We start from the raw sequence: 22,831 nt of genomic DNA, 5'->3' as shown, positions 1-22,831 counted from the left end.
ACAGATTATTGATTTTATTGAACTATTTAACTTGCCGCGAACGGAGGCAAAGTAACGTAAACCGTATGAAGCGGGCTTTTGGGCGCTACCGCACACTGTTTTCCACATAGTTATCCACAGACATTGTGGATAGCGGAAAAAGTCCATATGAATCCGCGAATTAGCGCGTTAACTTACGAAGAAACTTTGGCTCTTGAGAATGGCCTAAGGCGCTTCTTAAGTCAGTAATCGCTGAATTCGAGGTGTCCCTCTAAAAGAGTTTGAAGGACGTAAAGAATTGATCCGTCTGCTCTTGCGGCGGCGCTTTGTCTGACACGATCGCGAGTTGATAGACATGTGCACCCCGCGCGACGAATCGCGCCTGGATGGTGCGGGACTCGCGCTTCGTGCCGCTCTCTCCTTTCAGGCTCATCTCGCTGCCCGTCACGCGGCCGCCCGCGGCCAGGTCGAACTGCGTCGCCCGCGCTTCGGGCTTCGCGTTCACGTTACGCGCCAGGCCTTGCTGGAGGAACTCGAGCGTCGCGCGCTGCAAGGCCGGATCGGCGCTCGGCAGCACGACGGTGCCGACCGCGAACACGGCATCGCCGGCTTCGGCGCTTTGCATGCGCATCGTCATCGACTGGCCGGCGATGTCGATCTTGCGTTCGTCCGATCGCGGCTTGGCCGGCAGCGTGACTTCATAACCATCGTCGTTATTCATCACGGTGCGCCAGTCGTATGACGGCGTACACGCGAGCAGCGCGCCGCATGCGATCGATGCGCACAGCGTCGCGCGCGCGATATTTTTCAGACGAAAAAGCGTGAAAGCTCGTTTCATGACAGACGGATGCGTGAAAACCATCATTATCGCGCTGCGATGCCGGGCTTATCGGCGCGTCATGAACCCATCGCGAAATTGGCGCTAAAATATGCAGCAGTCTCCGTTCGGCCGGAGAGCATTCCGAGGTTCCACATGTCCCAAGCCACGCAAGACACTTCCACGCGCGCCAAGAGCCCGCTGCGCTATATCGTCATGGCGCTCGTCGCGGGCGTGATCGCCTGTACCGGGTATTTCGCCTTCGGCGGCCAGCAGAAAGCGCCCGACGCCACGTTTACGCTGCTTTCGGGACAAAAAATTTCGACATCCGGCGATCTCAAGGGCAAGGTCTATCTCGTCAACTTCTGGGCGACGAGCTGCGAGACCTGCATGAAGGAAATGCCGCAGATGATCGACACATACAACAAGTTCAAGGGCCGCGGCCTGGAGTTCGTCGCGGTCGCGATGAACTACGACGCGCCGATGTACGTGAGCAACTACGCGCAGACGCGCAACCTGCCGTTCAAGGTCGCGATGGACGACGGCAGCGCCGCGAAGCAGTTCGGCAACGTGCAACTGACGCCGACGACTTTCGTCATCGACAAGAACGGCAAGATTCTGAAGCGCTATGTCGGCGAACCGACTTTCGCGGAGCTGGATCAACTGCTCGACAAGGCGCTCGGTTCGGCTGCCTGAGCCCGACATCCGACACAGCACACAGGAAACGCCCGCATCAGCGGGCGTTTTTCATGAGCGATCGGAATCGCCTTTCACGGCGATCCCATACCTTTTGATCTTCTCGTACAGCGTGGCTTTGCCGAGCTGCAGCCGGTCCGCCGCCACCGCGACGGCGCCGCCGCACTGCTCCAGTGCCTGCGCGATCACCACGCGCTCGAACTGCTCCGTGCGTTCCTTGAGCGATTGCGTCGAGGTATCGAGCGACGCCGCGCCGCCGTCATCCAGAATGCCGAGCACCATGCGATCCGCCGCGTTGCGCAACTCGCGCACGTTGCCGGGCCAGTCGCGCTGCATCAGCTCCGCGCGCTGACGGTCCGTGATGAGCGGCGCGGGCCGCTCGTAGCGCACGGCGGCATCGAGCAGAAAGTGTTCGAAGAGCGGGACGATATCCTCGCGGCGCTCGTTCAGCGGCGGCAGCGTGATCGTCACGACGTTCAGCCGGTACAGCAGGTCGCGCCGGAACGTGCCGTCGGCGACGTGCTCGTTCATGTCGCCTTTCGCGGCCGCGACGACGCGCAGATTCGCACGCACCGGCTGATTCGAACCGAGCCGCTCCAGCACGCCGTCCTGCAGCACGCGCAGCAGCTTCACCTGCAAGGAAAGCGGCATGCTCTCGATTTCATCGAGAAAGAGCGTGCCGCCCGACGCTGCCTCCAGCCTGCCGATGCGCTTTTTCTGCGCGCCGGTGAACGCGCCGGCCTCGTAGCCGAACATCTCCGATTCGAACATCTGCTCGGGCAGCGCGCCGCAGTTGACCGCGATAAATGGCTTGTCGCGGCGCGGCGACATCTCGTGCAAGCTGCGCGCGATCAGTTCCTTGCCCGCGCCCGTATCGCCGTTGATGAGTACGGAAGCGTCCGTCGGCGCGACGTTCGCGATCAGCCGCCGCACCTGCTCGATCGCAGAACTTCGTCCGATGATGCGGCTTCGCCCCGCCCCCGCGAGCTCGCGCCGCAGAGCCTGATTTTCTAGTACGAGCGACCGGCGCTCCAGCGCACGTCGCACTGCTTCGATCAAACGCTCGGAAGCAAACGGCTTTTCGATGAAGTCGTACGCGCCGTCGCGCATGGCCTGCACGGCCATCGAGATATCGCCGTGGCCGGTGACGAGAATCACCGGCACTTCGGGCGCGCGCTCGCGGCATTGCGCGAGCAGATCGAGGCCGCTCGCACCGGGCAGACGAATATCGCTCACGATCACGCCCGGAAAACTCGCGTCGATCGCGCGCGCGGCGGCTTCGACACTCCCGTGCCCCGTCACGTCGAATCCCGCGAGCTGAAGACTCTGCACGCTCGCGCGGCGCACGAGTTCGTCGTCTTCGATAAAGATCACCTGCAAACCGGTGCTCATGTGTTACTCCAGCGATGTGTTACGCACGGCGCAGCGTCAACACGAATTCTGCGCCGTACGAGCCGTCGGCGTCGGCTTGCGTGCCGCCTTCGGGGCCGTCCGCGACGATCGGCGCGACACGATTGCGCGCGACGAGCGAGCCGCCGTAATCGCGCGCGATCGCCGATGAAATCGCGAGACCGAGACCGAGGCCGTGTCCCATTTCCTTCGTCGTGAAGAACGGCTCGAAAAGACGCGGCAGCGCGTCGGCGGGAATGCCGGGACCGTTGTCGCGCACGACGATCTCGATCGCGTCATCGCGCGCTTCCAGTTCGACGACGATGCGCGGCCTGTCGCACGACGCGACCGCATCGAGCGCATTGCCGATCAAGTTGATGAACACTTGCTCGAGCCGCAGATCCTCGCAGCGCGCGAAGATCGGCGCGGCGCCATCGGCGAGTTCCGGCGCGACTTCGATCGCGACGTCCTTCATGCGCGGACGCAGCATCGAGAACACGTTGCGCAGCGCGCGCGCAATGTCGGCGCGCGCGTTCTTCGGCCGCGCCTTCGTGACGAAGAGCTTCAGCTGATTCGTGATGTTGCCCATGCGCTCGGTCAGCGACGCGATCGCTTCCAGATTCTCGCGCGCCGCCGCCTGATCGCCGCGGTCGATCAGCACGCGCGTGTTGTCGGAGAAACTGCGCAGCGCGGCGAGCGGCTGATTCAGTTCGTGCGTGATGCCGGCCGCCATCTGGCCGAGCGCGGCGAGTTTGCTTGCCTGAATGAGTTCGTCGTGCGCGGCGCGCAAATCCTGTTCGGCGCGCGTGCGCTCGTTCACTTCCCGGATGAGTTGCGCGTTCGCTTCCGACAGGTCCGCCGTGCGCTCCGCGACGCGCTGATTCAGTTCCGCATACGCGGTCTGCAGCAACTCGCGGCTGCGGATCATGTCGCGCACGCGCGTGCGCCGCATGCGCCAGTAGAACGCGAGCAGGCACAGCGACACGAACACGAGCGCCGTGACGATGACCGCGTTCTGCGCGGCGCTTTCGACGGGATCGAGCGCGGCCATCGTGATCAATTGCCACTCGGGCTCGCCGATCGAGCGATGCGTCGCGAGATAGGCCGGCGCACGGTGCCCGTCCCGCCCGCCGCCGACGCGCACGATCTGCGCGCCGCCTTCGAGCGTTTTCACGATGGTCATCGGCAGCGGCGTGATCGCCTGCTGTGCGTACTGGCGCGTTGCGTAGACGGACGCTTCGATGTTCTGCGGCAGCGGCCGCACCGTGTGATATTTCCACGCCGGCACCGACGACAGAAAAATTACGCCGTGATCATCGGTGACGATGAGCGGCTCGGACGCATCGGCGCCTTGCAGCCATTCGAGATTGAGCTTCACGACCGCGACGCCGATAATCTCTTTCGTGCCGTCGCGATAGACGGGCTGCGAGATGTAATAGCCGGGTTCGGTCGAGATCGTGCCGATACCGAAGAAGCGGCCGACGCCGCCTCTCATCGCATCGACGAAATACGGCCTGAAGTTGTAGTCCACGCCGACGAAACTGTCCGCGCCGTTCCAGTTGCTCGCGGCCACGCTGAGGCCGTTCGCGCGGATCAGATACGTGACGGTCGCATGCGCGCGCGCGTTGAGGTCTTCGAGATAGCGATTCGCGCGTTCGACGTTGGCCGGATCGGGATGATCGAGTGCGTTCTGCACGACCGGATGCCGCGACAGAAGATACGGCAGATATTCGTAACGGTCGAGCGTGCTCTTGAGCGTGTTCGTCGTGCGATCGACGCGCGCGGCGGCATTGAGCCTGAGTTCGTCGATGCCGCTTCGCCACGCGATGTACCACGTGAGCGCGCAGCACGCCACGAGCGCGGCGAAGAGCGCGAAGAACACGAGGATGCGGCGCGTCACGTGAGCAGATTCCCGCGGATGAGGATCTGTCATTGTGTCATACGCGCCTTCGGGATAAGGCTTCGAGGACGCCGCAGACGACTGCGGCGAAGCACTCGCAGACTGAGGCTTCGCCGCTTGCATGATCGCGTCGTCCGATTGCCGAACGTGCTTAGGCCGACTTCGCTTCTTCGGGGTCGGTCACGTCGACATCGCGCGACAACGCCGCTCTCAGCTTGCTGCGGTCGAGCTCCTTTTCCCACGCCGACACGACGACCGTCGCCACGCCGTTACCGACGATGTTCGTCAGCGCGCGGCACTCGCTCATGAAGCGGTCGATGCCGAGAATCAGCACCATGCCCGCGAGCGGAATCGTCGGCACGACGGCGAGCGTCGCCGCGAGCGTGATGAAGCCCGCGCCGGTCACGCCGCTCGCGCCCTTCGACGTGAGCATCGTCACCGCGAGCAGCGTCAACTGCTGGCCCCACGTGAGGTCCGTGTTGGTCGCCTGCGCGATGAACAGCACGGCCATCGTCATGTAGATGTTGGTGCCGTCGAGGTTGAACGAATAGCCGGTCGGCACGACGAGACCCACGACCGAGCGCGAGCAGCCGAGCTTTTCGAGCTTGAGCATCAGTTGCGGCAGCGCGGCTTCCGACGACGACGTGCCGAGCACGATCAGCATCTCTTCCTTGATGTACGCAACGAACTTCAGGATGTTGAAGCCCACCATGCGTGCGATCGCGCCGAGCACGAACACGACAAAGACGATCGACGTGAGATAGAACGTGCCGACGAGCTTGAGCATCGGCAGCAGCGAGCCGATGCCGTACTTGCCGATGGTGAACGCCATCGCGCCGAACGCACCGATCGGGGCGAGCTTCGTGATGATGCCGACCATGCCGAACAGAATGCTCGACAGACCTTCGATGAAGTTCGTCACGACCTTGCCGCGCTCGCCGATATGCGCGAGCACCGAACCGAACAGCAGCGCGATCAGCAGGATCTGGAGAATTTCGCCCTGCGCGAACGCCGACACGAGCGTGTCCGGGATGATGTGCATGAAGAAGTCGACCGTGCTCTGGCCGTGCGCCTTCGTCGCGAAGGAATCGACGGCCTTGTGATCGAGCGTGGCCGGATCGACGTTGAAGCCGACGCCGGGCTTGAGCAGGTGCGTCGCGGCGAGGCCGAGAATGAGCGCGAACGTCGACACGATTTCGAAGTAGAGCAGCGCCTTGCCGCCGACGCGTCCGACCTTCTTCATGTCCTCCATGCCCGCGATGCCGGTTACGACGGTACAGAAGATGATCGGCCCGATCACCATTTTGATGAGCTTGATGAATCCGTCGCCGAGCGGCTTCATGTCGGTGGCGAGTGTCGGATAGAAGTGCCCGAGCGCGATGCCGATGATGATGGCGACGATCACCTGCACGTACAGGACTTTATGGAGAGGTTTTTTCACGATGGTTCCAGGCAATGACAGGCTGTTGGCGGAAGGGTGCCAGCGGCGAGCGTGGACGCTTTTTCAGTGCGCGATGCTTCTGTGGGATGCGCACGGGAGAATCGCGTCGCGTAAGCGATAGCCGCTTCGTCGACGGATTCAGGGACGTTGGGATGCGAGAGGGGTCATCGGCTTGTCTCCTAAACTTTTATGGGCGGCTCGGTGGCCGTGCCGCTTATATCGCAAGGGCGATGCCAGGTTTCAATATTTGTAAGCCTTTGATCTGTCGAGGTATTTATGGCGATGAGTTTAGGCGGAATCTGAGTTTCCGGAAATCCGGAATAGGGGTGTCCGGGGTTCTGGAAGGAAGTGGGCGGTCAGACGGAATCCTGCTTCCGTTTCCTCAGTTGCTTATCGATTGCTTCGAGCTCGCGCAGATCGGCGTCGTCGGCATCGCGTGCTTCCAGCTTGCGTCGAGTCACGTCGAATTTCTCGTACAACTCCGCCACCATCGTGCTCATCGATGTCTGGCTCATTCGACCATTCCCTTGCAGGAGCGGCTGCTCGTTAAACGTCATGAAGCTATCGACGTAGTTTCGCCAATCGCTCATGCGCAGGTTCTGTCTCTGGCGCGCGCGCAATTCGGCGAAGTCGAGAAACAGGCTGACGATGCGGTTGAGATCGCGCAGTTCTTCGCTGTTCAGGTAATTCTTCGCCACCGTCACATCGCCCTTGCGCACACGCCCGCCTTTCCATGACGTCAGGCCCATGTTCGGCTGGTCCGCGTCCGCGCGTTCCACGATCAGTTCTGCTGCGGTGTGGCCCGTGGCAGCAAAAAACAGTTTGTTCTGAACTTCGGCGAAGAAGTGGCGGGTGGACTCAGCGTCGTCGGCATAATCGATTGAAAGCGCGAAAAGGTCGCGCACCTTCTGATAGAAACGCTTTTCCGAAGAACGAATGTCCCGGATGCGCTCGAGAAGCTCGTCGAAATAATCCGATTGTTCGGAGCCTTTCAGGCGTTCGTCGTCCATGACGAAGCCTTTGGTCAGATATTCCTTCAGATGAGCCGTCGCCCACTGCCGGAACTGCCTTCCACGTTGCGACTTCACGCGATAGCCGACCGCAAGGATGACGTCCAGGTTATACAACTGGACTGTACGGCGGACTTCGCGCGCTCCTTCGCTTCGAACTTGTAAGCCGCGCTTACAAGTTGCCTCCTCGATGAGCTCGCCTTCAGCGTAGACCGATCGAACGTGCTGAGTAATGTTCTGCGGGGTTGACTGGAAAAGCTCGGCAAGCTCGGCTTGTGAAAGCCAGACTGAGCCGTCATCGGCTCTGAGAAAGAACCTGGCTCTGCCGTCTTCTGTTTCATACAGCACTACGTCTGCCTGCGAGGGTTGTCCAACCATTATCAAAGCTCCATGAGATACAACAGCGTATCTTCATCCGCGGTTGCCCCAGATTCAACACGAGTTGGACGAGTTAGCAGATCGGTGAATGGCTCGCGCCAACAAAAAACCCACGGTCTCCCGTGGGTTTTGTTCCAATCCACCGCAAGCGGCAATATCAAACCACCCCTGCCCCATGCGCCTGCTCATCCGCGTGATAGCTCGACCGCACCATCGCGCCGACGGCAGCATGTGTGAAGCCCATCTTGTACGCCTCTTCCTCGTACATCTTGAACGTATCCGGATGCACGTAAGCCCGCACCGGCAGATGATGCTCGGACGGCTGCAAATACTGACCGATCGTCAGCATGTCGACATCGTGCGCGCGCAGATCGCGCATCACCTGAAGAATTTCCTCTTCCGTCTCGCCAAGGCCGACCATCAGGCCCGATTTCGTCGCGACTTCCGGATGCAGCGCCTTGAAGTCCTTCAGCAGCTTCAGCGAATGGTGATAATCCGAACCCGGACGCGCTTCCTTGTACAGGCGCGGCACCGTTTCGAGGTTGTGGTTCATCACGTCGGGCGGAGCGGCGGTCAGGATGTTGATCGCGCGATCCAGACGGCCGCGGAAATCCGGCGTCAGAATCTCGATGCGCGTCTCCGGCGAATGCTCGCGCACGTGCTTGATACATTCGACGAAATGCGCCGCGCCGCCATCGCGCAGATCGTCGCGATCGACGGACGTGATCACCACGTACTTCAGCTTCAGCGCGCCGATGGTGCGCGCGAGATTGATCGGCTCGTCCGGATCGAGCGGATCGGGGCGGCCGTGGCCGACGTCGCAGAACGGGCAGCGGCGCGTGCACTTGTCGCCCATGATCATGAACGTCGCGGTGCCCTTGCCGAAACATTCGCCGATATTCGGGCAGCTCGCCTCCTCGCACACCGTATGCAGGCTGTGCTCGCGCAGGATCTTCTTGATCTCGTTGAAGCGCGAATTGCCCGTCGCGGTGCGCACGCGAATCCACTCCGGCTTTTTCAGCTTTTCGATCGGGATGACCTTGATCGGAATGCGCGACGTCTTCGCTTGCGCCTTCTGCTTGGCAGTGGCGTCGTAAGCAGGAGCGGCAGCGTCGCCGGCGAGGTTTGCGGTTGCGTCAGTCATTCGGTCGATCCGGTTGTTGCAGCGGCAGTTGCGGGAAGGCCGCCGATTTGAAGTGCCAGCCGACCGGCCAGCAGGAGAGCTACGTCGCGCCAGTCGGCCGCGACGCCGAGCGTCGCCATGTCGACCGTTTCGAGTCCCGCGTAGCCGCACGGGTTGATGGCGAGGAACGGCTGCAAATCCATGTTCACGTTCAGGCTCACGCCGTGATAACTGCAGCCGTTGCGAATCTTGAGTCCGAGCGCAGCGATCTTCGCGCCCTCATGCGTTTGAATACGATCGTTCGCACGTTGAGGAGGCCGCGCCACGTAGATGCCCGGCGCACCAGCCTTGCGATCGGTCGCCAGATTATACGTCGCGAGTGTTTCGATCACGGCCTCTTCGATGCGGCGCACCAGCTCGCGCACCATCAGCTTGCGACGGCGCAAATCGATCAGCAGATAAGCGACGATCTGGCCCGGTCCGTGATACGTGATCTGTCCGCCGCGATCCACCTTGACGAGCGGAATGCCGCTTCCGGCGAGCAGAAGGTGCGCCGGATCGCCCGCGAGGCCGAGCGTGAATACGGGGGGATGCTCGACGAGCCAGATTTCGTCGGGCGTGTCGGGCGTGCGGCCGTCGGTGAAAGCGCGCATCGCGCCGAAACTCTGGCCGTACGGCTCGAGGCCGCGCCAGCGCAACGCGACCGGATAATCACCGGAACTGAGCACGGTGTCGGGCGCGTCGTGAATTTCTTGTGGGACTGCGAGCGGTGTGGCGGACATGGTGCCGGTAGTTTACCGAAATAGCCCCATGCCCGCCGATGGTGAATTCGCATGCCTTCGATGGCAATTTCGAATAGTTGACGTCAAACCCGCTCAGACCGTCCTCCAGCCCGAACCGAAACGCCGCGCGAGGCGCTCGATGCGCGTCGAAAGCCAGTGCATCGCGCGTTCGTCGCAACGGGGCAGGATCGTGAAGACGACATACGCCGGACGGTCGCCCTCGACCGACAGCCACAGCCGCTCGCGTTCGCGCAGTTTGAGGCTGTCGCCGGGAACGAGCCAGTAATCCTCGATGTCGTTGCTGCGGGTCGCCCACACCGGGTTGCCGTTGACCGAGAGCTTCGTGCCGCGCGCGATGCGCATCGGCACGGTTTCGCCGGGCTTGATTTCAAAGGTGACGCTTGTTGATATTTCTCGCATGATCCACTCCGCCTGGGAACGTTTCGATGACTACAATCCTAGGCGTGGCAAGGCATCAGGCAAAACGATCAATTTTCACTGCTATGTGAGCTGTATTGACAACGACAACGCCGACAATCCACATGGACCTCCGCCAGCTTCCCGCCCTGAACGCGCTGCGCGCCTTCGAAGCCGCCGCCCGTCACGAGAGCTTTTCCCGCGCCGCCGACGAGCTTTTCGTCACGCACGGCGCGGTCAGTCATCAGATTCGCGCGCTGGAAGCCGAGCTCGGCGTGTCGCTGTTCGCGCGCGACGGCAAGCGCGTGCGCCTGACCGATCGCGGCAGGCAATACGCCGGCGAAGTGCGCGCGGCGCTGGTCGCGCTGGCGGAAGCGACGCGCCGCATCCGCTCGGGCGATCGCGACCGGCGGCTGATCGTCTCGACGATTCCGTCGTTTTCGGCGCGCTGGCTGACGCCGCGCGTCGGCAGATTCATCGAGCAGCATCCGGACATCGATCTGGAATTGCTGACGACGAGCGCGCTCATCGACTTCCATCGCGACGACGCAGACGTAGCGATTCGCTTTGGCTTCGGCAAGTACGCCGGGCTGCACGCGGAGGAATTGATGGATGAAGTGTTCTTTCCGGCCTGTGCGCCGAATTTTCGTGGCGGCGAGTTGCCGCGCGCGCCGCGTGATCTCGCCACGCTGCCGCTGTTGCGCTCCGACGACGAGCTCTGGCGCCCGTGGTTCGACGCGGCCGGCCTCACGGATGTGCCCGAACCGAAGCGCGGCGTCTTGTATGAAGATTCGTCGAATCTGCTGCAGGCGGCCATCGACGGGCAAGGCATCGCGCTGGTGCGGCGCTCGCTCGCGATGCAGGAAATCGGCGCGGGGCGGCTCGTGCGGCTTTTCAACGTCGACGGCCCGAGTCCGTGGAAATACTACTTCGTGTGCCCGACGGCGCTCCTTCAGACCAAGCGCGTGCAGGCGTTCAGGGAATGGATTTTCGATGAAGCCGAGCAGTTCAGGCTGCTCTACGAGCGCACGCCGGCGGTGTGCGATGCGCTCGCGGGCAAGCTCAAAGCACTACCTTGACCATCGGATGGCCGGTGAGCGCGCGATAGATATCGTCGAGATGGGCGCGATTCTGCGCGCGCACGGTGCAGGTGAGCCCCGTGTAGTTGCCGCCGGACGACGGCCGCGACTCGACGCGCGATGCGTCGAAATCCTGGTCGAACGCCTTGAGCACGCCGACGATCGTGTCGTGAAATTCCGGATGCGATTTGCCCATCACCTTGATCGGGAAATCGCAGGGAAAGTCGAAGAGCTCGTCGGCGCTGTGCTTCGCGCTGTCGGTGGGGTCAGTGGATTGTGGCTTGTCAGTCATGGCGTTCTCCTTCACTTCTTGCCTGATTTGGCACGCGCGGCTTCCTCCGCGAACTCGCGCGCTTTGGCCCGCTGGTAGGCGTCGTACAGTGCAGCATAGACCGGACCGGGACGGCCGTCGCCGACGCTTTTACCGTCGAGCGTGGTGATCGGCATGACTTCCTTCGTCGCCGAGCTGATCATGATTTCATCGGCCGAACGCAATTCGGCTTCGGTGATATCGCGCTCCTCGAAGGCGATACCCGCTTCGCGCGCCAGCTCCTCGATCAATCCGTAGCGGATGCCTTCCAGAATGCGCGGTCCGCGCGGCGCGCCCAGCAGCGTGCCGCCCTTCACGACCCACACGTTCGACGACGATCCCTCGGTCAGCAAACCGTCGCGCAACTGGATGGTTTCGAGCGCGTCGTTCTCGGCGGCGTGCTGCGCCATCAAGACGTTGCCGAGCAGCGACACCGATTTGATATCGCAATGCAGCCAGCGCTTGTCTTCGGCGGTCACGGCTACCGCGCCGCGCGCCCGATCCGCCGCGCTCGGAAACACGAGCTGGCCGAGCATGACGAACACCGTGGGCGTGATGCCCGCCGGAAACGCGTGGCCACGCCGCTTCGCGACGCCGCGCGTCACCTGAATGTAGACGAGCGCATCGCCCGCGCTGGCGTTTGCTTCGATCACGCGATCGATCAGCGCGCGCCAGCCGGCGTCATCGAACGGATTGTCGATGCGGATCTTGCCGAGACTGCGATTCAGGCGCGCGAGATGCTGCCTGAGGCGGAACGGCAGGCGCGCGCCATCGGCTTGCGCGTAGAGCGGCACGACTTCATACACGCCGTCGCCAAAGATGAACCCGCGGTCGAGCACGGGAATGCGCGCTTCGGAAAGCGGCCCCCACTCGCCGTTCAGATAGACGACCGGATCGAATGCTTCGGCGTGACTCATCGCTCGCTCCTTACTTACGCTTTTGCCACCACAGCAACGCCGAATCCCACAGGCGGCCGAACATGCCCGCCTCCGGCACATCCTGCAGCGCGACGAGCGGGAACTGCGCGACTTCCTTGCCGTCCGCCATCATCTTGACGGTGCCGACCTGCTGGCCCTTCTTGATCGGCGCGACGATCAGATCGTTGTGCGTGACGGTCGGCTTGACCTTGTCGCCGAGACCCTTCGGCACGGTGATGTACTGATCCGTCGCGACGCCCGCCTGCACGTTGTCGGTCGCGCCCTTGTATACGCGCGGCGATTCGATCACCTGATCGGCCTTGTACAGACGCACCGCGTCATACGCGGTGTAGCCGTAGTTCAGCATCTTCAGGCTGTCCTGCACGCGGTTGTGCTCTTTCGGCTCGCCCATCATCACGGCGACGAGACGGCGGCTTGCGTCGGGTGTGCCGGCAAGCGAACGCTTCGCGGTCGCGATCAGGCAGTAGCCGGCGGCCTTCGTGTGGCCGGTCTTGAGACCATCGACGGTCGGATCGAGCCACAGCAGGCGATTGCGGTTCGGCTGCTTGATCTTGTTGTACGTGAAATCCTTCACCGAGAAGATGCTGTAGTACTCGGGGAAGTCGCGGATGAGGCGCGTCGAGAGCACGGCGAGGTCGCCCGCGGTCGTGTAGTGCTGCGGATCGGGCATGCCGTTCACATCGGCGAAATTCGTGTGCTTCATGCCGATGCGCTTCGCGGCCGCGTTCATCAGCGTCACGAAGTTGCCTTCGCTGCCGCCGACGAGTTCCGCCAGCGCGATCGCCGCGTCGTTGCCCGACTGCACGATCATGCCGTACACGAGATCGTGCACCGTGACCGGCTTGTTCGCCTCGATGAACATGCGCGACTCGTCCGTGCGCACGCGGCGCACGGCCTCGCTCGGCATGACGGTCTGATCCATGTTGATCTTCTTCGACTTGAGCGCGTCGAAGACGAGATACGCGGTCATCAGCTTCGTGAGCGACGCCGGTTCGACGCGCTCGTCGGGATTGCCGGACGCGAGCACCTGATTGCTGGTTGCATCGACGAGCACCCACGAGCGCGCGGTCACGTCGGGCGGCGGCACTTGCGCGAACGCGCTCGCGGCCACCAGCAGGGCGGGCAGAACAATAGCGGTTTTTGCGCGAACGGAAACAGAAGCGGAAACAGACGGAAGAGACAAGCCGGAAGGGATAAAGCGCATAGGATCGATCGGCGGAAAAAGCAGGCTGCGACGATGCCGATAAGGATCGGAAAATCGGCGAAGCACGGGTTGAACAGGCAGACCGTCGCTGTTGGTCGGGCTTTTCGCCATGACAGCGGCACGCGTGGCGCCGCGGAGAAAAGCGCTCGTTCGACAGACGGACGCGAAAACGGTTCTCGAAAGCCAGAGTTCCGAAGACCGCGAGACGCTTGAACTAGCGCACCGCGAGGCCGGAAACAGCGTAAAAAATCTGCGCCATTATACGCGCGGGCCGCTCGCCGTTTCCTTTGAATCTGCGCCTTTGCAGCGCGTTTTAACGTTTTTCAGGCTGCGCTTAGCCGCTTTTACCGATCGCAATCGATGCACGCGCAAAGCCCTTCGAATAGCTTGCGCCGCTCACCGCCATGCATCGACGATCACGCGCTTCAGAATATGCAGCTTGCGATGAAAGAAGTGCTCGCCGCCCGGAATCACGACAACGGGCAATTCCTGCGGGCGCGCCCAGTCGTAGACGGATTGAATGGGCACGGTATCGTCCACTTCGCCGTGAATCACCAGCGTGGTGTCGGGCACGGGCGCGACGTCCCAGCGGCTCGCCGCCGTGCCGACCAGCACCATGCGCTCGATTTCCTTGCCCGCTTCAAGCATGCGCTTCGAGACGTGCGACAGCACGAACGTGCCGAACGAAAAGCCCGCGAGCACGATCGGCGCATCGGCCTGACCCGGCTGCGCGCGCATGTGGTCGATCAGCGCGAGCAGGTCGTCCTGCTCGCCGATGCCGTTGTCATGTTCGCCGCTGGTTTGCCCGACGCCGCGAAAGTTCGAGCGGTACGTCGTGTAGCCGAGCTGCACGAAAGTGCGCGCGAGCGTCTGCGCGACCTTGTTGTCCATCGTGCCGCCGAAGAGCGGATGCGGATGCGCGACGAGCGCAATGCCACGCGGGGCCGAATCGGTGCGATCGAGCGCGCATTCGATCTTGCCGACCGGGCCGTCGATGAGGAATTTTTCGGTTTGCGCGTTCATGCGTGCTCTTATGCGTGCTTTTATGCGGGTTGATCGATCAGAAGACGTTCGACGACTTTGCCGTTGGCCAGATGCGATTCCACGATTTCGTCGATGTCGGTTTCATCGACATACGTGTACCAGGTGCCTTCCGGATACACCACGACGACCGGCCCCAGTTCGCAGCGGTCGAGACATCCCGCCTTGTTGATGCGCACCTTGCCTTCGCCCGCGAGGCCCAGTTGCTTCACGCGCTTTTTCGCGTGCTCCTGCATGGCCTGCGCGTTGCAGTTCGCGCAACTCGGACGCGGCGCGTCGGCATCGCGCTGATTCAGGCAGAAGAACACGTGGTACTTGTAGAAGGAATCCATGAGCGGGTGCGATGAGAGTGTCGGTCGATTATAGCGAGCGATGTTCGTGCCCGCCCTTTGGCGCCGAAGACTAGCGCTCCGATGCCTTGCGCGCGCGCCGCCGTGCCAGCAACGCACGCTCCGCCGACGACGCCAGCCAGCCGAGCGCCGCATACGGCCACACCCACGCGAGCCAGTGCGCGAGGCCGTTGAAATGCAGATACCGGCCTTGCCGCCAGTCTGCGAGCACGATGTCGAAGTACGGATTCACCGGCAGCAGATTGACGAGCGCGAGCGACACGACGAGCGCCCCGCCCGCGAGCGCCGCCCTCAAGCCCCGCGGCAGCGACACCGACAGCGCGCCAGCCAGCGTCGCGAACGCGATGCCTTCGAGCGCGCCGTCCGTGGCCCAGTCGAACGTCAGGCCCGCGCGGGATTGCAGGAATGTCGCGCCGGCCTTCGCGAAGAGCGTCAGCGCGATCAGGCCGAGCATCAGGCGGATGCGCGGCGCGCGGGCGCGCGTCAGGAGCGTCGCGAGCACGAGCGCGGCAAACAGACTCGTCGACGTGATGAGCGCTTCCCATGCGTCGTCGGGCAAAAGCGCGCCGAGCCGGTCGGGCCAGCTTTCGACGTCCCATGAAGAGGGCGTCCACGCGAGAATGGCGTCCTGCATCGCCGGATCGAGCTCGTCCCACAGCACGCGCGGCAGGTCGCCGCCACCGAAGAGAAACGGCGCGGGAAACATCGCCGCGAAGGGCCACAGCGCCGTCAGGCCGAGCACATATGCCGCGTCGCGCTCGAACCAGGTGAAACGGATGCGCCGGAGCAAGCCGCGATCTAGCAGCGCGCTCGTCGCGGGCGCGATCAGCACGCCGCCGACGAGCGCGCCGAACGCATTGGCGGCGAGATCGAGATTGGAGGCGACGCGCGTCGGCAGATACGTCTGGATCGCTTCCATCGTGCCGGAAAGCAACGCGCCGCCGACGAGCGCCGCGCCCACGGCGAGCGTGCCGCGAACGCGCGGATACAGCGCTAGCACGATCAGCGTGCCGAGCGGCATATAGCCGAGCACGTTCGTGACGACGTCGAAGGCGGTCAGGTATTGCGGCAGCGGATCGGTGAGATACGCGAGCGGGCTCAGGCCCAGCGAGCGCCAGCCGGAGAACGGATACAGCGATCCATAGACGACGAGCGCCGCGTATGCGGCGAGCGCCTGCCGGGAAAACGCCGACGGGCGGCGCTGCCATTGCTTGATCGTCATGAGCCGCGCGGGCGCCTCCGTGCTCGGCGGAAGGTGAATCTGCGGACCGTCATCGCGAAGCGGAAAGCGGTTGCGCGGCGAGCCACGCGGAGAGTTGCGCGATCACATCGTCCGATGCGGCCGCGAGCGCCCGCGCGCCGCCCGATGCGTCGGCGCTCGGCGCGCTCGCGCTCGCGGCGAAACTCCGCTGGCCGACGACACGGCCTTGCTGCGTGAGCGTCGCGCGCACCGAGACGAGTCCGTGGCTCTGTTCGGGCGCGTCGAAGACCTGCTCGAAGCTCGTCAGCTCGACTTCGAGCAGCGGCACCGCGCGCACGGGGTCCGCGCCCGAGAGAATCGGGCCGCGCGCCGCGAGCGCCTCGCGCAGACGCTGCGTCATCAATTGCGGGGGCGGCATCGTCCAGTGGCTGTCCGAATAGCTGCCGGTGCGCTGTGCATCGACATAACTCAGCCGATACGCGAACGAATCGGTTTCGAGATTGCGCGGCGCGCCCACCGCAAGCACTTTCACCGGCGGCATCGGCGCGGCGTTCGCCGATGCATTTGCGGCGGGCGGCGTGCCTAGGTCGTAGCGCGCGTTCGGCATCGCGGTCGGCGTCGATCCGCACGCCGTCAGCATTGTGATTAAGGCGAGCGAGAACGTCGCTGTAGCTGCTCTCAAGTCGATCTTTGCCATGTCTTCATCTCGTTCAATGCGCGGCTTTCGCGGGCCACGTGAAACCCGGCTCGCCCGGTCCGGGTTCCCGTTTCGGCGCGCCGAAGAGCACGCTGCGCGGATTGGTGCTGAATGCGTCGGCGGCGCGATCGACCGACCGCGCGGCCGCGCTCACGTCATCGGAGAACGAGTAGAAGCGCGGCAGCGCCTCGAAACCGACGCGCGCCGTGATGAAACGCAGCGACTCGTTCATGTCCGAAAGCGCCGCGCCCGCTTCCTCGGCGGCCTTGCCCGCCTTGTTCAGATTGGTGACGAGCGGGCCGTCCGGACGATTCAGGTTCTGCATCAGCTGATTGGTCGAGGCGAGCGTGGTGTTGATCTGCTTCAACGTCTGCGGCAACTGCGCCGTCACGGGCTGAACCTGGCTCGCGAGTGTCGCGATACCGTCGGCGGCGCCTTGCAGGCTCTTCGTCGTATCCATGATCTGATTGCGCATGTCGTCGGAGAGGAACTTGTCGGCGTCCTCCGAAAGGCGCTCGAACTTCTTCAGGATCACGTCGCCGCGCTGCTGCAACTGCTCGAACAGACCGGGACGCATCGGCACTTCGGCCACATGCTGCGGCGATGAGGCAAGCGGCGCGGTGTCAGTGCCCGTGTCGTCGAGCTGCACGAACGCGATGCCCGTCACGCCCTGAAAGCCGAGCGTCGCGAAGGTCGAATGCGTCATCGGCGCGTTCTTGTCGACGAGAATGCGGATGCGGATCTGCCCCGGATGCGACCTGTCGAAACTGATCGACTGCACCTTGCCGACGCCCAGCCCCCGATAACGCACGGCCGCGTCCGTGAAGAGCCCGGTGACGTTCGTTCGCGCGATGAGATCGTACGGCACGCGCACGGTGCGATCCACATTGAAGAAGAACACGGCGAACGCGATGGCCAGCACGAGGACGATCGTGAAGAGCCCGGTCCAGAACGCATGTGATTTGTTTTCCATCGGCAGGTTCCTTTTACTTCGCGTGCTTGCGATCGCCCGACGCGGCTATTTATTGACGCTGATCGGCGCGTCTTCGAGCGCGGCCGGCGGCAGCTTCGCGCGGCGCTCGGCGGGCAGCGCCTGCAGCGCGCGGCGCCCGCGACGCCCGAGAAAATACTCGCGGATGAACGGATGGTCCACCGCGCACGCTTCCTCCACCGGCGCCGCGACGAGCACGCGCCGTTCCGCGAGCACCGCGACGCGCGTCGAGAGCGCGACCATCGTATCGAGATCGTGCGTGACCATGACGACGGTCAGCCCGAGCGCGCGATGCAGCGTGGCGATCAGATCGACGAACTCGTCCGACGCCTTCGGATCGAGGCCGGCGGTGGGCTCGTCGAGAAAGAGCAGTTCGGGTTCGAGCGCGATCGCCCGCGCGATGCCCACGCGCTTCACCATCCCGCCCGACAACGCCGACGGCATCTTGGTCGCGTGCTTGCACGACAGGCCGACCATTTCGAGCTTCAGCATCACGAACTCGCGGATCAGATCCTCGGGAATCTTGCCGAGCTCGCGAAACGGCTGCGCGATGTTGTCGTACACGGTCAGCGAAGAGAACAGCGCGCCCTGCTGAAACATCATGCCGGAGCGTGTGCGCAGCATCTTCGCGGTTTCCTCGTCCATCTGCGCCCATTCCTCGCCGAGCACGCGAATGGTGCCGGATGTCGGAAACTCGAGCCCGAGAATCTGCCGCACGAGCGTGGTCTTGCCGGAACCGGAACCGCCGAGCAACGCGACGATCTCGCCACGCCGCACGTCCAGATTCAGATGCTCGTGGATGACCGTGCGGCCGTAGCGCTTCGTCAGATCGCGCACTTCGATCACCGGCTCCGCGATGACGGGCGGCGGCTGATGACGCACGGCGGTGGCGAGCGTGGTCGACATGTCGGTCATAACCCCGAGTTTTGAAACAGGATCGCAAACACGGCGTCCGCGAGAATCACGACGGTGATCGACGTCACGACGGACGTCGTCGTGCCTTCGCCGAGACTCTGCGAATTCGCCTTGATGCGGAAACCGAAGTGACAGGCCGCGAGCGCGATCAGCATGCCGAACACGACGCCCTTGCCGAGCCCGATCCACAGATTCGCGATCGGCACGACGGACGGCAGCGAGCGGATGAAGAAATTGATGTCGATGGACAGCACGAGCTTCGCGGCGAGCGCGCCGCCCGTGAGCGCGATGATGTTGGTCCACATGACGAGCAGCGGCATCGCGATGCCGAGCGCGATCACGCGCGGCAGCACGAGCCGCAGGCCGTGGGGAATGCCCATGACCTGCATCGCGTCGAGTTCTTCGGTGACGCGCATCACGCCGATCTGCGCGGTGATCGCGGAACCCGAGCGCCCGGCGACGAGAATCGCGGAGAGCACGGGCCCGAGTTCGCGGATCACCGAGAGCCCGAGAATATTGACGATGTACTGGTTCGCGCCGAACACTCGCAACTGCTGCGCGGACAGGTAGCTCAGCACGATGCCGATCAGGAACGCGACGAGCGCGGTGATCGCGAGCGCCTGCGCGCCGGCGCTATAGATATTCGCGGAGATCTCCGTCCACGGAATGCGTTGCGGACGCCGGACGAGCCCGATGAGATCGAGCATGAATGCGCCGAACATCGCGAGGCCGTCGTAGAGATGGTCGAAGAACGTGAAGATCAGTGTCCCGAGCCGCGTGACCGGATCGACGCGATCGACGGGTTCGGGCTCTTCGCGCTCGGCATCCAGCAGAGCAACGCGCTCGAAAATTTCGCGCTGCGTGTCGGACAGCGCGATGGTCGCCGGCATCTTGCGGCCCCAGACGCGCCAGAGCGCCTGTCCGCCAACGTGATCGAGCCGCTCGACGGACAGCAGATCCCACTGCCCGATCGCTTCGCGCCCGATGGCGCGCAGCCGCCGTGTCACGCCGCTTTTCGCGCGGTCGCGGGCGAGCGCGAGCGCGGTCCACTGGCCTGAAAGCCGGACCACCTTGCCCTGCTGACCGGCTTCCACTCTTAGGCGCGGCGGCGTGTCGAAGTCCAAGGAGCGATGGCGCGATGAGACGCGGTTAAAGGGGAGAGGACATTGTAGCGAAGTGCGTTGCGGGGAGCGGGGTTGGTGTTGGGGCCGGTTTTTATCCCCGAACACGCGAGGATCGGAATTTTCGTGTTGCGATCCACTTGAGTCGTCGGGATATAGTGCCCCGAACAACGCCCATGTGACTGAAATGACCGCGAGTTCCAATCCCTTCCTTCCCGAGTTCGAGACGTCCGCAGAAGCCGAACGCTACGACAAATGGTTTCGCGATGAGGTCGAGGCCTCGCTACGTGACCCGAGGCCGTCGATTCCGCACGACGACGTGTTCGCAGAGATGGACGCTTTAATGTCAGCAAATCAAGCGGCAAGGAATACCCCCTGACTGACGCCGCCATGTGCAGCCAACTCACGACATTATTCGTCGATAACTGTATGTATGTAGCAAGGCCCTGAGCGACTCAAATTGCGTGGTGCGGCTCGTTGTGTATGCAATACGCGTTTGCCTGCTGGAGCGCACCGTTGACGTCAATCAAATGAAACGCGGCTCGGCGGTTCGGTATGCGGCAATTGCGATTTGATCACTTGATATATTGATGAAAGAAGAATTATCCACCTCTCTGCCAACAGACAGTTAATTCCCCGACGATGCTGCGCCAGCATCTGCACTTCAACAGCATCATGTCAGTTTGCTGGCCCCCAACATTTGGCGAAAACAATTGATTTGCGAAGCTTCCGAAGCAGCTTATGTTCCACCTAAACGAGATGCGACATCCGGCTAGGCGCTCTTTTCCTTGCACCCTTAAAACTAAAAGTTCATGAATGATCGATCAAAATATCAAGAGCGCTCACCGAGGGGCAGCGTTACCGATAGGCATCTCTCTGCTGCGCTTCAACTCGCTTATATCAACTGCGACAAACACTTCAAGAGCCTAATGATGGCGTGCAGGGGAGTGTATAAGGCAAGCGGAGCCACCTTCTTTCGAAACGCACGAATCGACGGTTCGGTATCCGCGATGATGGATGCGTACGGTTTAGTTAAGCAGGAAATCATCAAGGACGTGCCGAACCTCGCGCCCGGTTTTGCGATCGCGGTCGGGATGGAGCTGTATTTCAGGGCGTATCCAAACTGGCGCGATAGCGAAGCGACTTGGGATTCGATCTATCTCGAGGATGTGCATCGAAAATATGGCGTCGAAGTCCTCAACGCAAAGGTGAGCGAGATGCTGTCGCGCTTGAGGGAATAGATTTAGCTTGAGGAAATAGATTTATTTCCACCGACGGGCCGGCGCTTGATTTGCAGGCTATGCCGCTACAATACCCGCCATGAACTCCACTCCCCTCGCCCCCGACGCGCCCTGGCGCATCGACCGCTCCCGGCTCGCTGCACTCGCCGAGCGGCCTGCTCGCGACTGGACCATCGACATCGTCGATGAAACCGGGTCGACCAACGCGGACCTGATGGAGCAATTGCGCGCATCGCGGCACGACGGCACGCCCGCGCCCGTGGTCCGCATCGCGTATTCGCAAACCGCGGGACGCGGCCGGCGCGGCCGCGCATGGCTCGCCGAGCCGGGCAATGCGCTGCTGATGTCGGTCGGATGCGTGCTGATGCGGCCGATCGAAGGGCTGTCGGGCCTGAGCCTCGCCATCGGCACGGCGGTACTCGATGCGCTCGCGCGCCTGCCGCTCTCGCCGTCCGCGCGTCCGGCATTGAAGTGGCCGAACGACGTCCTGCTCGACGACGGCAAGCTCGCTGGCATTCTGATCGAAACCGCGTGGAACACGCCGGACGCGACAGCGGTCGTGATCGGCATCGGCATGAATCTGCACGGCGCGGAACAACTCGCCGCACAGGTCGACGACGCGAACCGCCTCGCCGCGTCACCTGCCCAAGGAGCCACGCCCGCCACGCTCGCGCGCGCATGGCCCGACGCCAATCTCACCGATACCCTCGCCGCCCTCCTCAACGCGCTCGACGCCGCGCTGCCGCGTTTCGAAGCCGAAGGCTTCAGGCCGTTCCGCCAACGCTGGCTCGACGCGCACGCCTGGGCAGGACGCGAAGTGGCGCTCATCGATCAAGGCATGGAAGTGACGCGCGGCATCGCATCGGGTGTCGATGACAGCGGCCAGTTGCTGATCGACGCGCCCGAAGGCCCGCGCGCCGTCGCGACCGGCGAACTGACGCTGCGTCTCGCGAAGGAACGTCCGTGACAGCGTCGAGAAGTGAAGCGCGGTATCTGCTCATCGACGCGGGCAATAGCCGCATCAAATGGTCGCTCGTCGATGAAGACGGCGCGCCGCTCGCCAACGGCGCCTTCGAGCACGCGCACCATTCGACCATCGCCGACGATTCCGCGCTCGACGCCTGGGGCACGCTGCCCGAACCGGCGAGCGCGTGGATCTCGAACGTCGCGGGCATGCCGGTGCACAACCGCATCCAGCGTCTGATCGACGCCCGCTGGCCGACACTGACGCGCACCGTCGTGCGCGCGCGTGCCGCGCAATGCGGCGTCGTCAACAACTACGCCGATCCGACGCGCCTCGGCAGCGATCGCTGGGCCGGCATGATCGGCGCGCGCGCTGCGTATCCCGGCGAGCATCTGCTCGTCGCGACTTTCGGCACAGCGACCACGCTCGAAGCGCTGCGCGCCGACGGCGTCTTCACCGGCGGCCTGATCGCGCCCGGATGGTCGCTGATGATGGAATCGCTCGGCAGCCACACTGCGCAACTGCCGACGCTCGACGCTGCATCGGCGCGTGAAGCGTTGAACCAGACGCGCAGTCACTTCGCGACCGACACGGCTGCGGCCCTTTCGGCCGGATGCCTGCTTGCGCAGGCGAGTCTGATCGAGCGTGCGTGGCGCGACCTGAAAGCGGACTGGCAAGCGGAGGTCCGTCTCGTGCTCGGCGGCGGCGCAGCCAATGAAATCGCGGGCGCGCTCGACGTGCCGCATACTCGACACGATTCCCTCGTGCTGTCCGGCCTCGCGCTCATCGCGCGCGACGCGACAGCGCGCCATTCATCCTGATTTGCTAATTTGATTGACGGACGGAG

The 22,831-nt window shown here is 63.3% G+C and carries 24 protein-coding genes; 6 read left to right on the top strand and 18 right to left on the bottom strand.

All coding sequences use genetic code 11. The features are described from left to right. Positions 1–250: 250 nt before the first annotated feature. A complete protein-coding gene (locus tag AWB74_RS13360) occupies positions 251–817 on the bottom strand; it encodes a hypothetical protein (RefSeq protein ID WP_235024563.1) in 567 nt (188 codons plus the stop codon). A 135-nt stretch (positions 818–952) separates the two neighbouring features. Here AWB74_RS13360 and AWB74_RS13355 point away from each other — a divergent pair, with 135 nt between their 5' ends. Further along, positions 953–1,492 carry a peroxiredoxin family protein gene (locus AWB74_RS13355; protein WP_061147227.1) on the top strand — a complete coding sequence of 180 codons (540 nt, stop codon included), beginning with the start codon at positions 953–955 and terminating at the stop codon, positions 1,490–1,492. A gap of 51 nt (positions 1,493–1,543) precedes the next feature. Here AWB74_RS13355 and AWB74_RS13350 read toward each other — a convergent pair whose 3' ends face one another. From AWB74_RS13350 to AWB74_RS13320, 7 genes are all read right to left on the bottom strand, one after another. Further along, positions 1,544–2,884 carry a sigma-54-dependent transcriptional regulator gene (locus tag AWB74_RS13350; RefSeq protein WP_061147226.1) on the bottom strand — a complete coding sequence of 447 codons (1,341 nt, stop codon included), beginning with the start codon at positions 2,882–2,884 and terminating at the stop codon, positions 1,544–1,546. A 19-nt stretch (positions 2,885–2,903) separates the two neighbouring features. Beyond that, on the bottom strand, positions 2,904–4,904 hold the full coding sequence (locus tag AWB74_RS13345; protein WP_407642438.1) for a sensor histidine kinase: 2,001 nt from the start codon (positions 4,902–4,904) through the stop codon (positions 2,904–2,906). Positions 4,905–4,932: 28 nt separating this feature from the next. Further along, positions 4,933–6,222, bottom strand: a complete 1,290-nt coding sequence (locus AWB74_RS13340) for a dicarboxylate/amino acid:cation symporter (protein ID WP_061147225.1) — start codon at positions 6,220–6,222, stop codon at positions 4,933–4,935. Between the two features lie 356 nt (positions 6,223–6,578). Further along, a complete protein-coding gene (locus AWB74_RS13335) occupies positions 6,579–7,610 on the bottom strand; it encodes a virulence RhuM family protein (protein WP_061147224.1) in 1,032 nt (343 codons plus the stop codon). Between the two features lie 157 nt (positions 7,611–7,767). After that, entirely contained in the window at positions 7,768–8,754 is a 987-nt protein-coding gene (gene lipA, locus AWB74_RS13330) for a lipoyl synthase (protein ID WP_061147223.1), read from the bottom strand. After that, entirely contained in the window at positions 8,751–9,515 is a 765-nt protein-coding gene (lipB, locus tag AWB74_RS13325) for a lipoyl(octanoyl) transferase LipB (RefSeq protein ID WP_061147222.1), read from the bottom strand. Before lipB ends, lipA begins: the two co-directional genes overlap by 4 nt. Before the next feature lie 93 nt (positions 9,516–9,608). After that, positions 9,609–9,935: a DUF2917 domain-containing protein gene (locus AWB74_RS13320; protein ID WP_061147221.1), complete on the bottom strand. Its 327-nt coding sequence runs from the start codon at positions 9,933–9,935 to the stop codon at positions 9,609–9,611. 122 nt (positions 9,936–10,057) lie between these two features. Here AWB74_RS13320 and AWB74_RS13315 point away from each other — a divergent pair, with 122 nt between their 5' ends. Next, complete coding sequence (locus AWB74_RS13315; RefSeq protein ID WP_061147220.1) at positions 10,058–11,011, top strand: transcriptional regulator GcvA; 954 nt, start codon at positions 10,058–10,060, stop codon at positions 11,009–11,011. Here the strand turns inward: AWB74_RS13315 and AWB74_RS13310 are convergent. The 10 genes from AWB74_RS13310 to AWB74_RS13265 all read right to left on the bottom strand — a co-directional run bounded on the left by AWB74_RS13310 (position 10,995) and on the right by AWB74_RS13265 (position 19,782). After that, a complete protein-coding gene (locus AWB74_RS13310; protein WP_061147334.1) occupies positions 10,995–11,303 on the bottom strand; it encodes a DUF493 family protein in 309 nt (102 codons plus the stop codon). The genes AWB74_RS13315 and AWB74_RS13310 overlap by 17 nt on opposite strands. 11 nt (positions 11,304–11,314) lie before the next feature. Then, positions 11,315–12,238: a D-amino acid aminotransferase gene (locus tag AWB74_RS13305; RefSeq protein ID WP_061147219.1), complete on the bottom strand. Its 924-nt coding sequence runs from the start codon at positions 12,236–12,238 to the stop codon at positions 11,315–11,317. 10 nt (positions 12,239–12,248) lie between these two features. After that, positions 12,249–13,463 carry a D-alanyl-D-alanine carboxypeptidase family protein gene (locus AWB74_RS13300; RefSeq protein ID WP_061147333.1) on the bottom strand — a complete coding sequence of 405 codons (1,215 nt, stop codon included), beginning with the start codon at positions 13,461–13,463 and terminating at the stop codon, positions 12,249–12,251. A 396-nt stretch (positions 13,464–13,859) separates the two neighbouring features. Beyond that, positions 13,860–14,486 carry an alpha/beta hydrolase gene (locus AWB74_RS13295; RefSeq protein ID WP_061147218.1) on the bottom strand — a complete coding sequence of 209 codons (627 nt, stop codon included), beginning with the start codon at positions 14,484–14,486 and terminating at the stop codon, positions 13,860–13,862. Between the two features lie 20 nt (positions 14,487–14,506). Next, positions 14,507–14,836 carry a (2Fe-2S) ferredoxin domain-containing protein gene (locus AWB74_RS13290; RefSeq protein ID WP_014190236.1) on the bottom strand — a complete coding sequence of 110 codons (330 nt, stop codon included), beginning with the start codon at positions 14,834–14,836 and terminating at the stop codon, positions 14,507–14,509. A 70-nt stretch (positions 14,837–14,906) separates the two neighbouring features. Next, a complete protein-coding gene (locus AWB74_RS13285; RefSeq protein ID WP_061147217.1) occupies positions 14,907–16,076 on the bottom strand; it encodes a VanZ family protein in 1,170 nt (389 codons plus the stop codon). Between the two features lie 49 nt (positions 16,077–16,125). Continuing rightward, on the bottom strand, positions 16,126–16,752 hold the full coding sequence (locus AWB74_RS13280) for an ABC-type transport auxiliary lipoprotein family protein (RefSeq protein ID WP_061147216.1): 627 nt from the start codon (positions 16,750–16,752) through the stop codon (positions 16,126–16,128). A gap of 13 nt (positions 16,753–16,765) precedes the next feature. Further along, positions 16,766–17,725 carry an MlaD family protein gene (locus AWB74_RS13275; protein WP_061147215.1) on the bottom strand — a complete coding sequence of 320 codons (960 nt, stop codon included), beginning with the start codon at positions 17,723–17,725 and terminating at the stop codon, positions 16,766–16,768. A gap of 45 nt (positions 17,726–17,770) precedes the next feature. Next, entirely contained in the window at positions 17,771–18,649 is an 879-nt protein-coding gene (locus AWB74_RS13270; protein ID WP_061122448.1) for an ABC transporter ATP-binding protein, read from the bottom strand. A 5-nt stretch (positions 18,650–18,654) separates the two neighbouring features. Beyond that, a complete protein-coding gene (locus tag AWB74_RS13265) occupies positions 18,655–19,782 on the bottom strand; it encodes an MlaE family ABC transporter permease (protein ID WP_061147214.1) in 1,128 nt (375 codons plus the stop codon). Between the two features lie 184 nt (positions 19,783–19,966). On the opposite strand from AWB74_RS13265, the gene relB reads away from it, so the two are divergent. From relB to AWB74_RS13245, 4 genes are all read left to right on the top strand, one after another. Next, entirely contained in the window at positions 19,967–20,158 is a 192-nt protein-coding gene (gene relB, locus AWB74_RS47215) for a type II toxin-antitoxin system RelB family antitoxin (RefSeq protein ID WP_087038985.1), read from the top strand. A gap of 433 nt (positions 20,159–20,591) precedes the next feature. Continuing rightward, a complete protein-coding gene (locus AWB74_RS45620) occupies positions 20,592–21,020 on the top strand; it encodes a hypothetical protein (protein ID WP_143749217.1) in 429 nt (142 codons plus the stop codon). A 79-nt stretch (positions 21,021–21,099) separates the two neighbouring features. Further along, entirely contained in the window at positions 21,100–21,987 is an 888-nt protein-coding gene (locus AWB74_RS13250) for a biotin--[acetyl-CoA-carboxylase] ligase (RefSeq protein WP_061147212.1), read from the top strand. Further along, positions 21,984–22,805 (top strand): type III pantothenate kinase, encoded by an 822-nt coding sequence (locus AWB74_RS13245; RefSeq protein ID WP_061147211.1) that lies wholly within the window; start codon positions 21,984–21,986, stop codon positions 22,803–22,805. Before AWB74_RS13250 ends, AWB74_RS13245 begins: the two co-directional genes overlap by 4 nt. Positions 22,806–22,831: the final 26 nt, after the last annotated feature.

The sequence above is a fragment of the Caballeronia arvi genome (assembly GCF_001544695.2).
GTDB classification, from domain to species: Bacteria; Pseudomonadota; Gammaproteobacteria; order Burkholderiales; family Burkholderiaceae; genus Caballeronia; species Caballeronia arvi.
Note: the sequence above shows the minus strand (reverse complement) of the source record. Positions and strands in the feature narration are given on the sequence as shown.

Bases quoted from the DNA above. Each gene is read 5' to 3' on its own strand.
- AWB74_RS13290 (WP_014190236.1), bottom strand. From the start codon at position 14,836: ATGGATTCCTTCTACAAGTACCACGTGTTCTTCTGCCTGAATCAGCGC.
- AWB74_RS13335 (WP_061147224.1), bottom strand. From the start codon at position 7,610: ATGGTTGGACAACCCTCGCAGGCAGACGTAGTGCTGTATGAAACAGAA.
- AWB74_RS13315 (WP_061147220.1), top strand. From the start codon at position 10,058: ATGGACCTCCGCCAGCTTCCCGCCCTGAACGCGCTGCGCGCCTTCGAA.
- AWB74_RS13275 (WP_061147215.1), bottom strand. From the start codon at position 17,725: ATGGAAAACAAATCACATGCGTTCTGGACCGGGCTCTTCACGATCGTC.
- AWB74_RS13300 (WP_061147333.1), bottom strand. From the start codon at position 13,463: ATGCGCTTTATCCCTTCCGGCTTGTCTCTTCCGTCTGTTTCCGCTTCT.
- AWB74_RS13355 (WP_061147227.1), top strand. From the start codon at position 953: ATGTCCCAAGCCACGCAAGACACTTCCACGCGCGCCAAGAGCCCGCTG.
- AWB74_RS13360 (WP_235024563.1), bottom strand. From the start codon at position 817: ATGAAACGAGCTTTCACGCTTTTTCGTCTGAAAAATATCGCGCGCGCG.
- lipA (WP_061147223.1), bottom strand. From the start codon at position 8,754: ATGACTGACGCAACCGCAAACCTCGCCGGCGACGCTGCCGCTCCTGCT.
- AWB74_RS13280 (WP_061147216.1), bottom strand. From the start codon at position 16,752: ATGGCAAAGATCGACTTGAGAGCAGCTACAGCGACGTTCTCGCTCGCC.
- AWB74_RS13350 (WP_061147226.1), bottom strand. From the start codon at position 2,884: ATGAGCACCGGTTTGCAGGTGATCTTTATCGAAGACGACGAACTCGTG.
- AWB74_RS13305 (WP_061147219.1), bottom strand. From the start codon at position 12,238: ATGAGTCACGCCGAAGCATTCGATCCGGTCGTCTATCTGAACGGCGAG.
- AWB74_RS13295 (WP_061147218.1), bottom strand. From the start codon at position 14,486: ATGAACGCGCAAACCGAAAAATTCCTCATCGACGGCCCGGTCGGCAAG.
- AWB74_RS45620 (WP_143749217.1), top strand. From the start codon at position 20,592: ATGAATGATCGATCAAAATATCAAGAGCGCTCACCGAGGGGCAGCGTT.
- AWB74_RS13270 (WP_061122448.1), bottom strand. From the start codon at position 18,649: ATGTCGACCACGCTCGCCACCGCCGTGCGTCATCAGCCGCCGCCCGTC.
- AWB74_RS13310 (WP_061147334.1), bottom strand. From the start codon at position 11,303: ATGACTGACAAGCCACAATCCACTGACCCCACCGACAGCGCGAAGCAC.
- relB (WP_087038985.1), top strand. From the start codon at position 19,967: ATGACCGCGAGTTCCAATCCCTTCCTTCCCGAGTTCGAGACGTCCGCA.
- lipB (WP_061147222.1), bottom strand. From the start codon at position 9,515: ATGTCCGCCACACCGCTCGCAGTCCCACAAGAAATTCACGACGCGCCC.
- AWB74_RS13320 (WP_061147221.1), bottom strand. From the start codon at position 9,935: ATGCGAGAAATATCAACAAGCGTCACCTTTGAAATCAAGCCCGGCGAA.
- AWB74_RS13285 (WP_061147217.1), bottom strand. From the start codon at position 16,076: ATGACGATCAAGCAATGGCAGCGCCGCCCGTCGGCGTTTTCCCGGCAG.
- AWB74_RS13250 (WP_061147212.1), top strand. From the start codon at position 21,100: ATGAACTCCACTCCCCTCGCCCCCGACGCGCCCTGGCGCATCGACCGC.
- AWB74_RS13345 (WP_407642438.1), bottom strand. From the start codon at position 4,904: ATGCAAGCGGCGAAGCCTCAGTCTGCGAGTGCTTCGCCGCAGTCGTCT.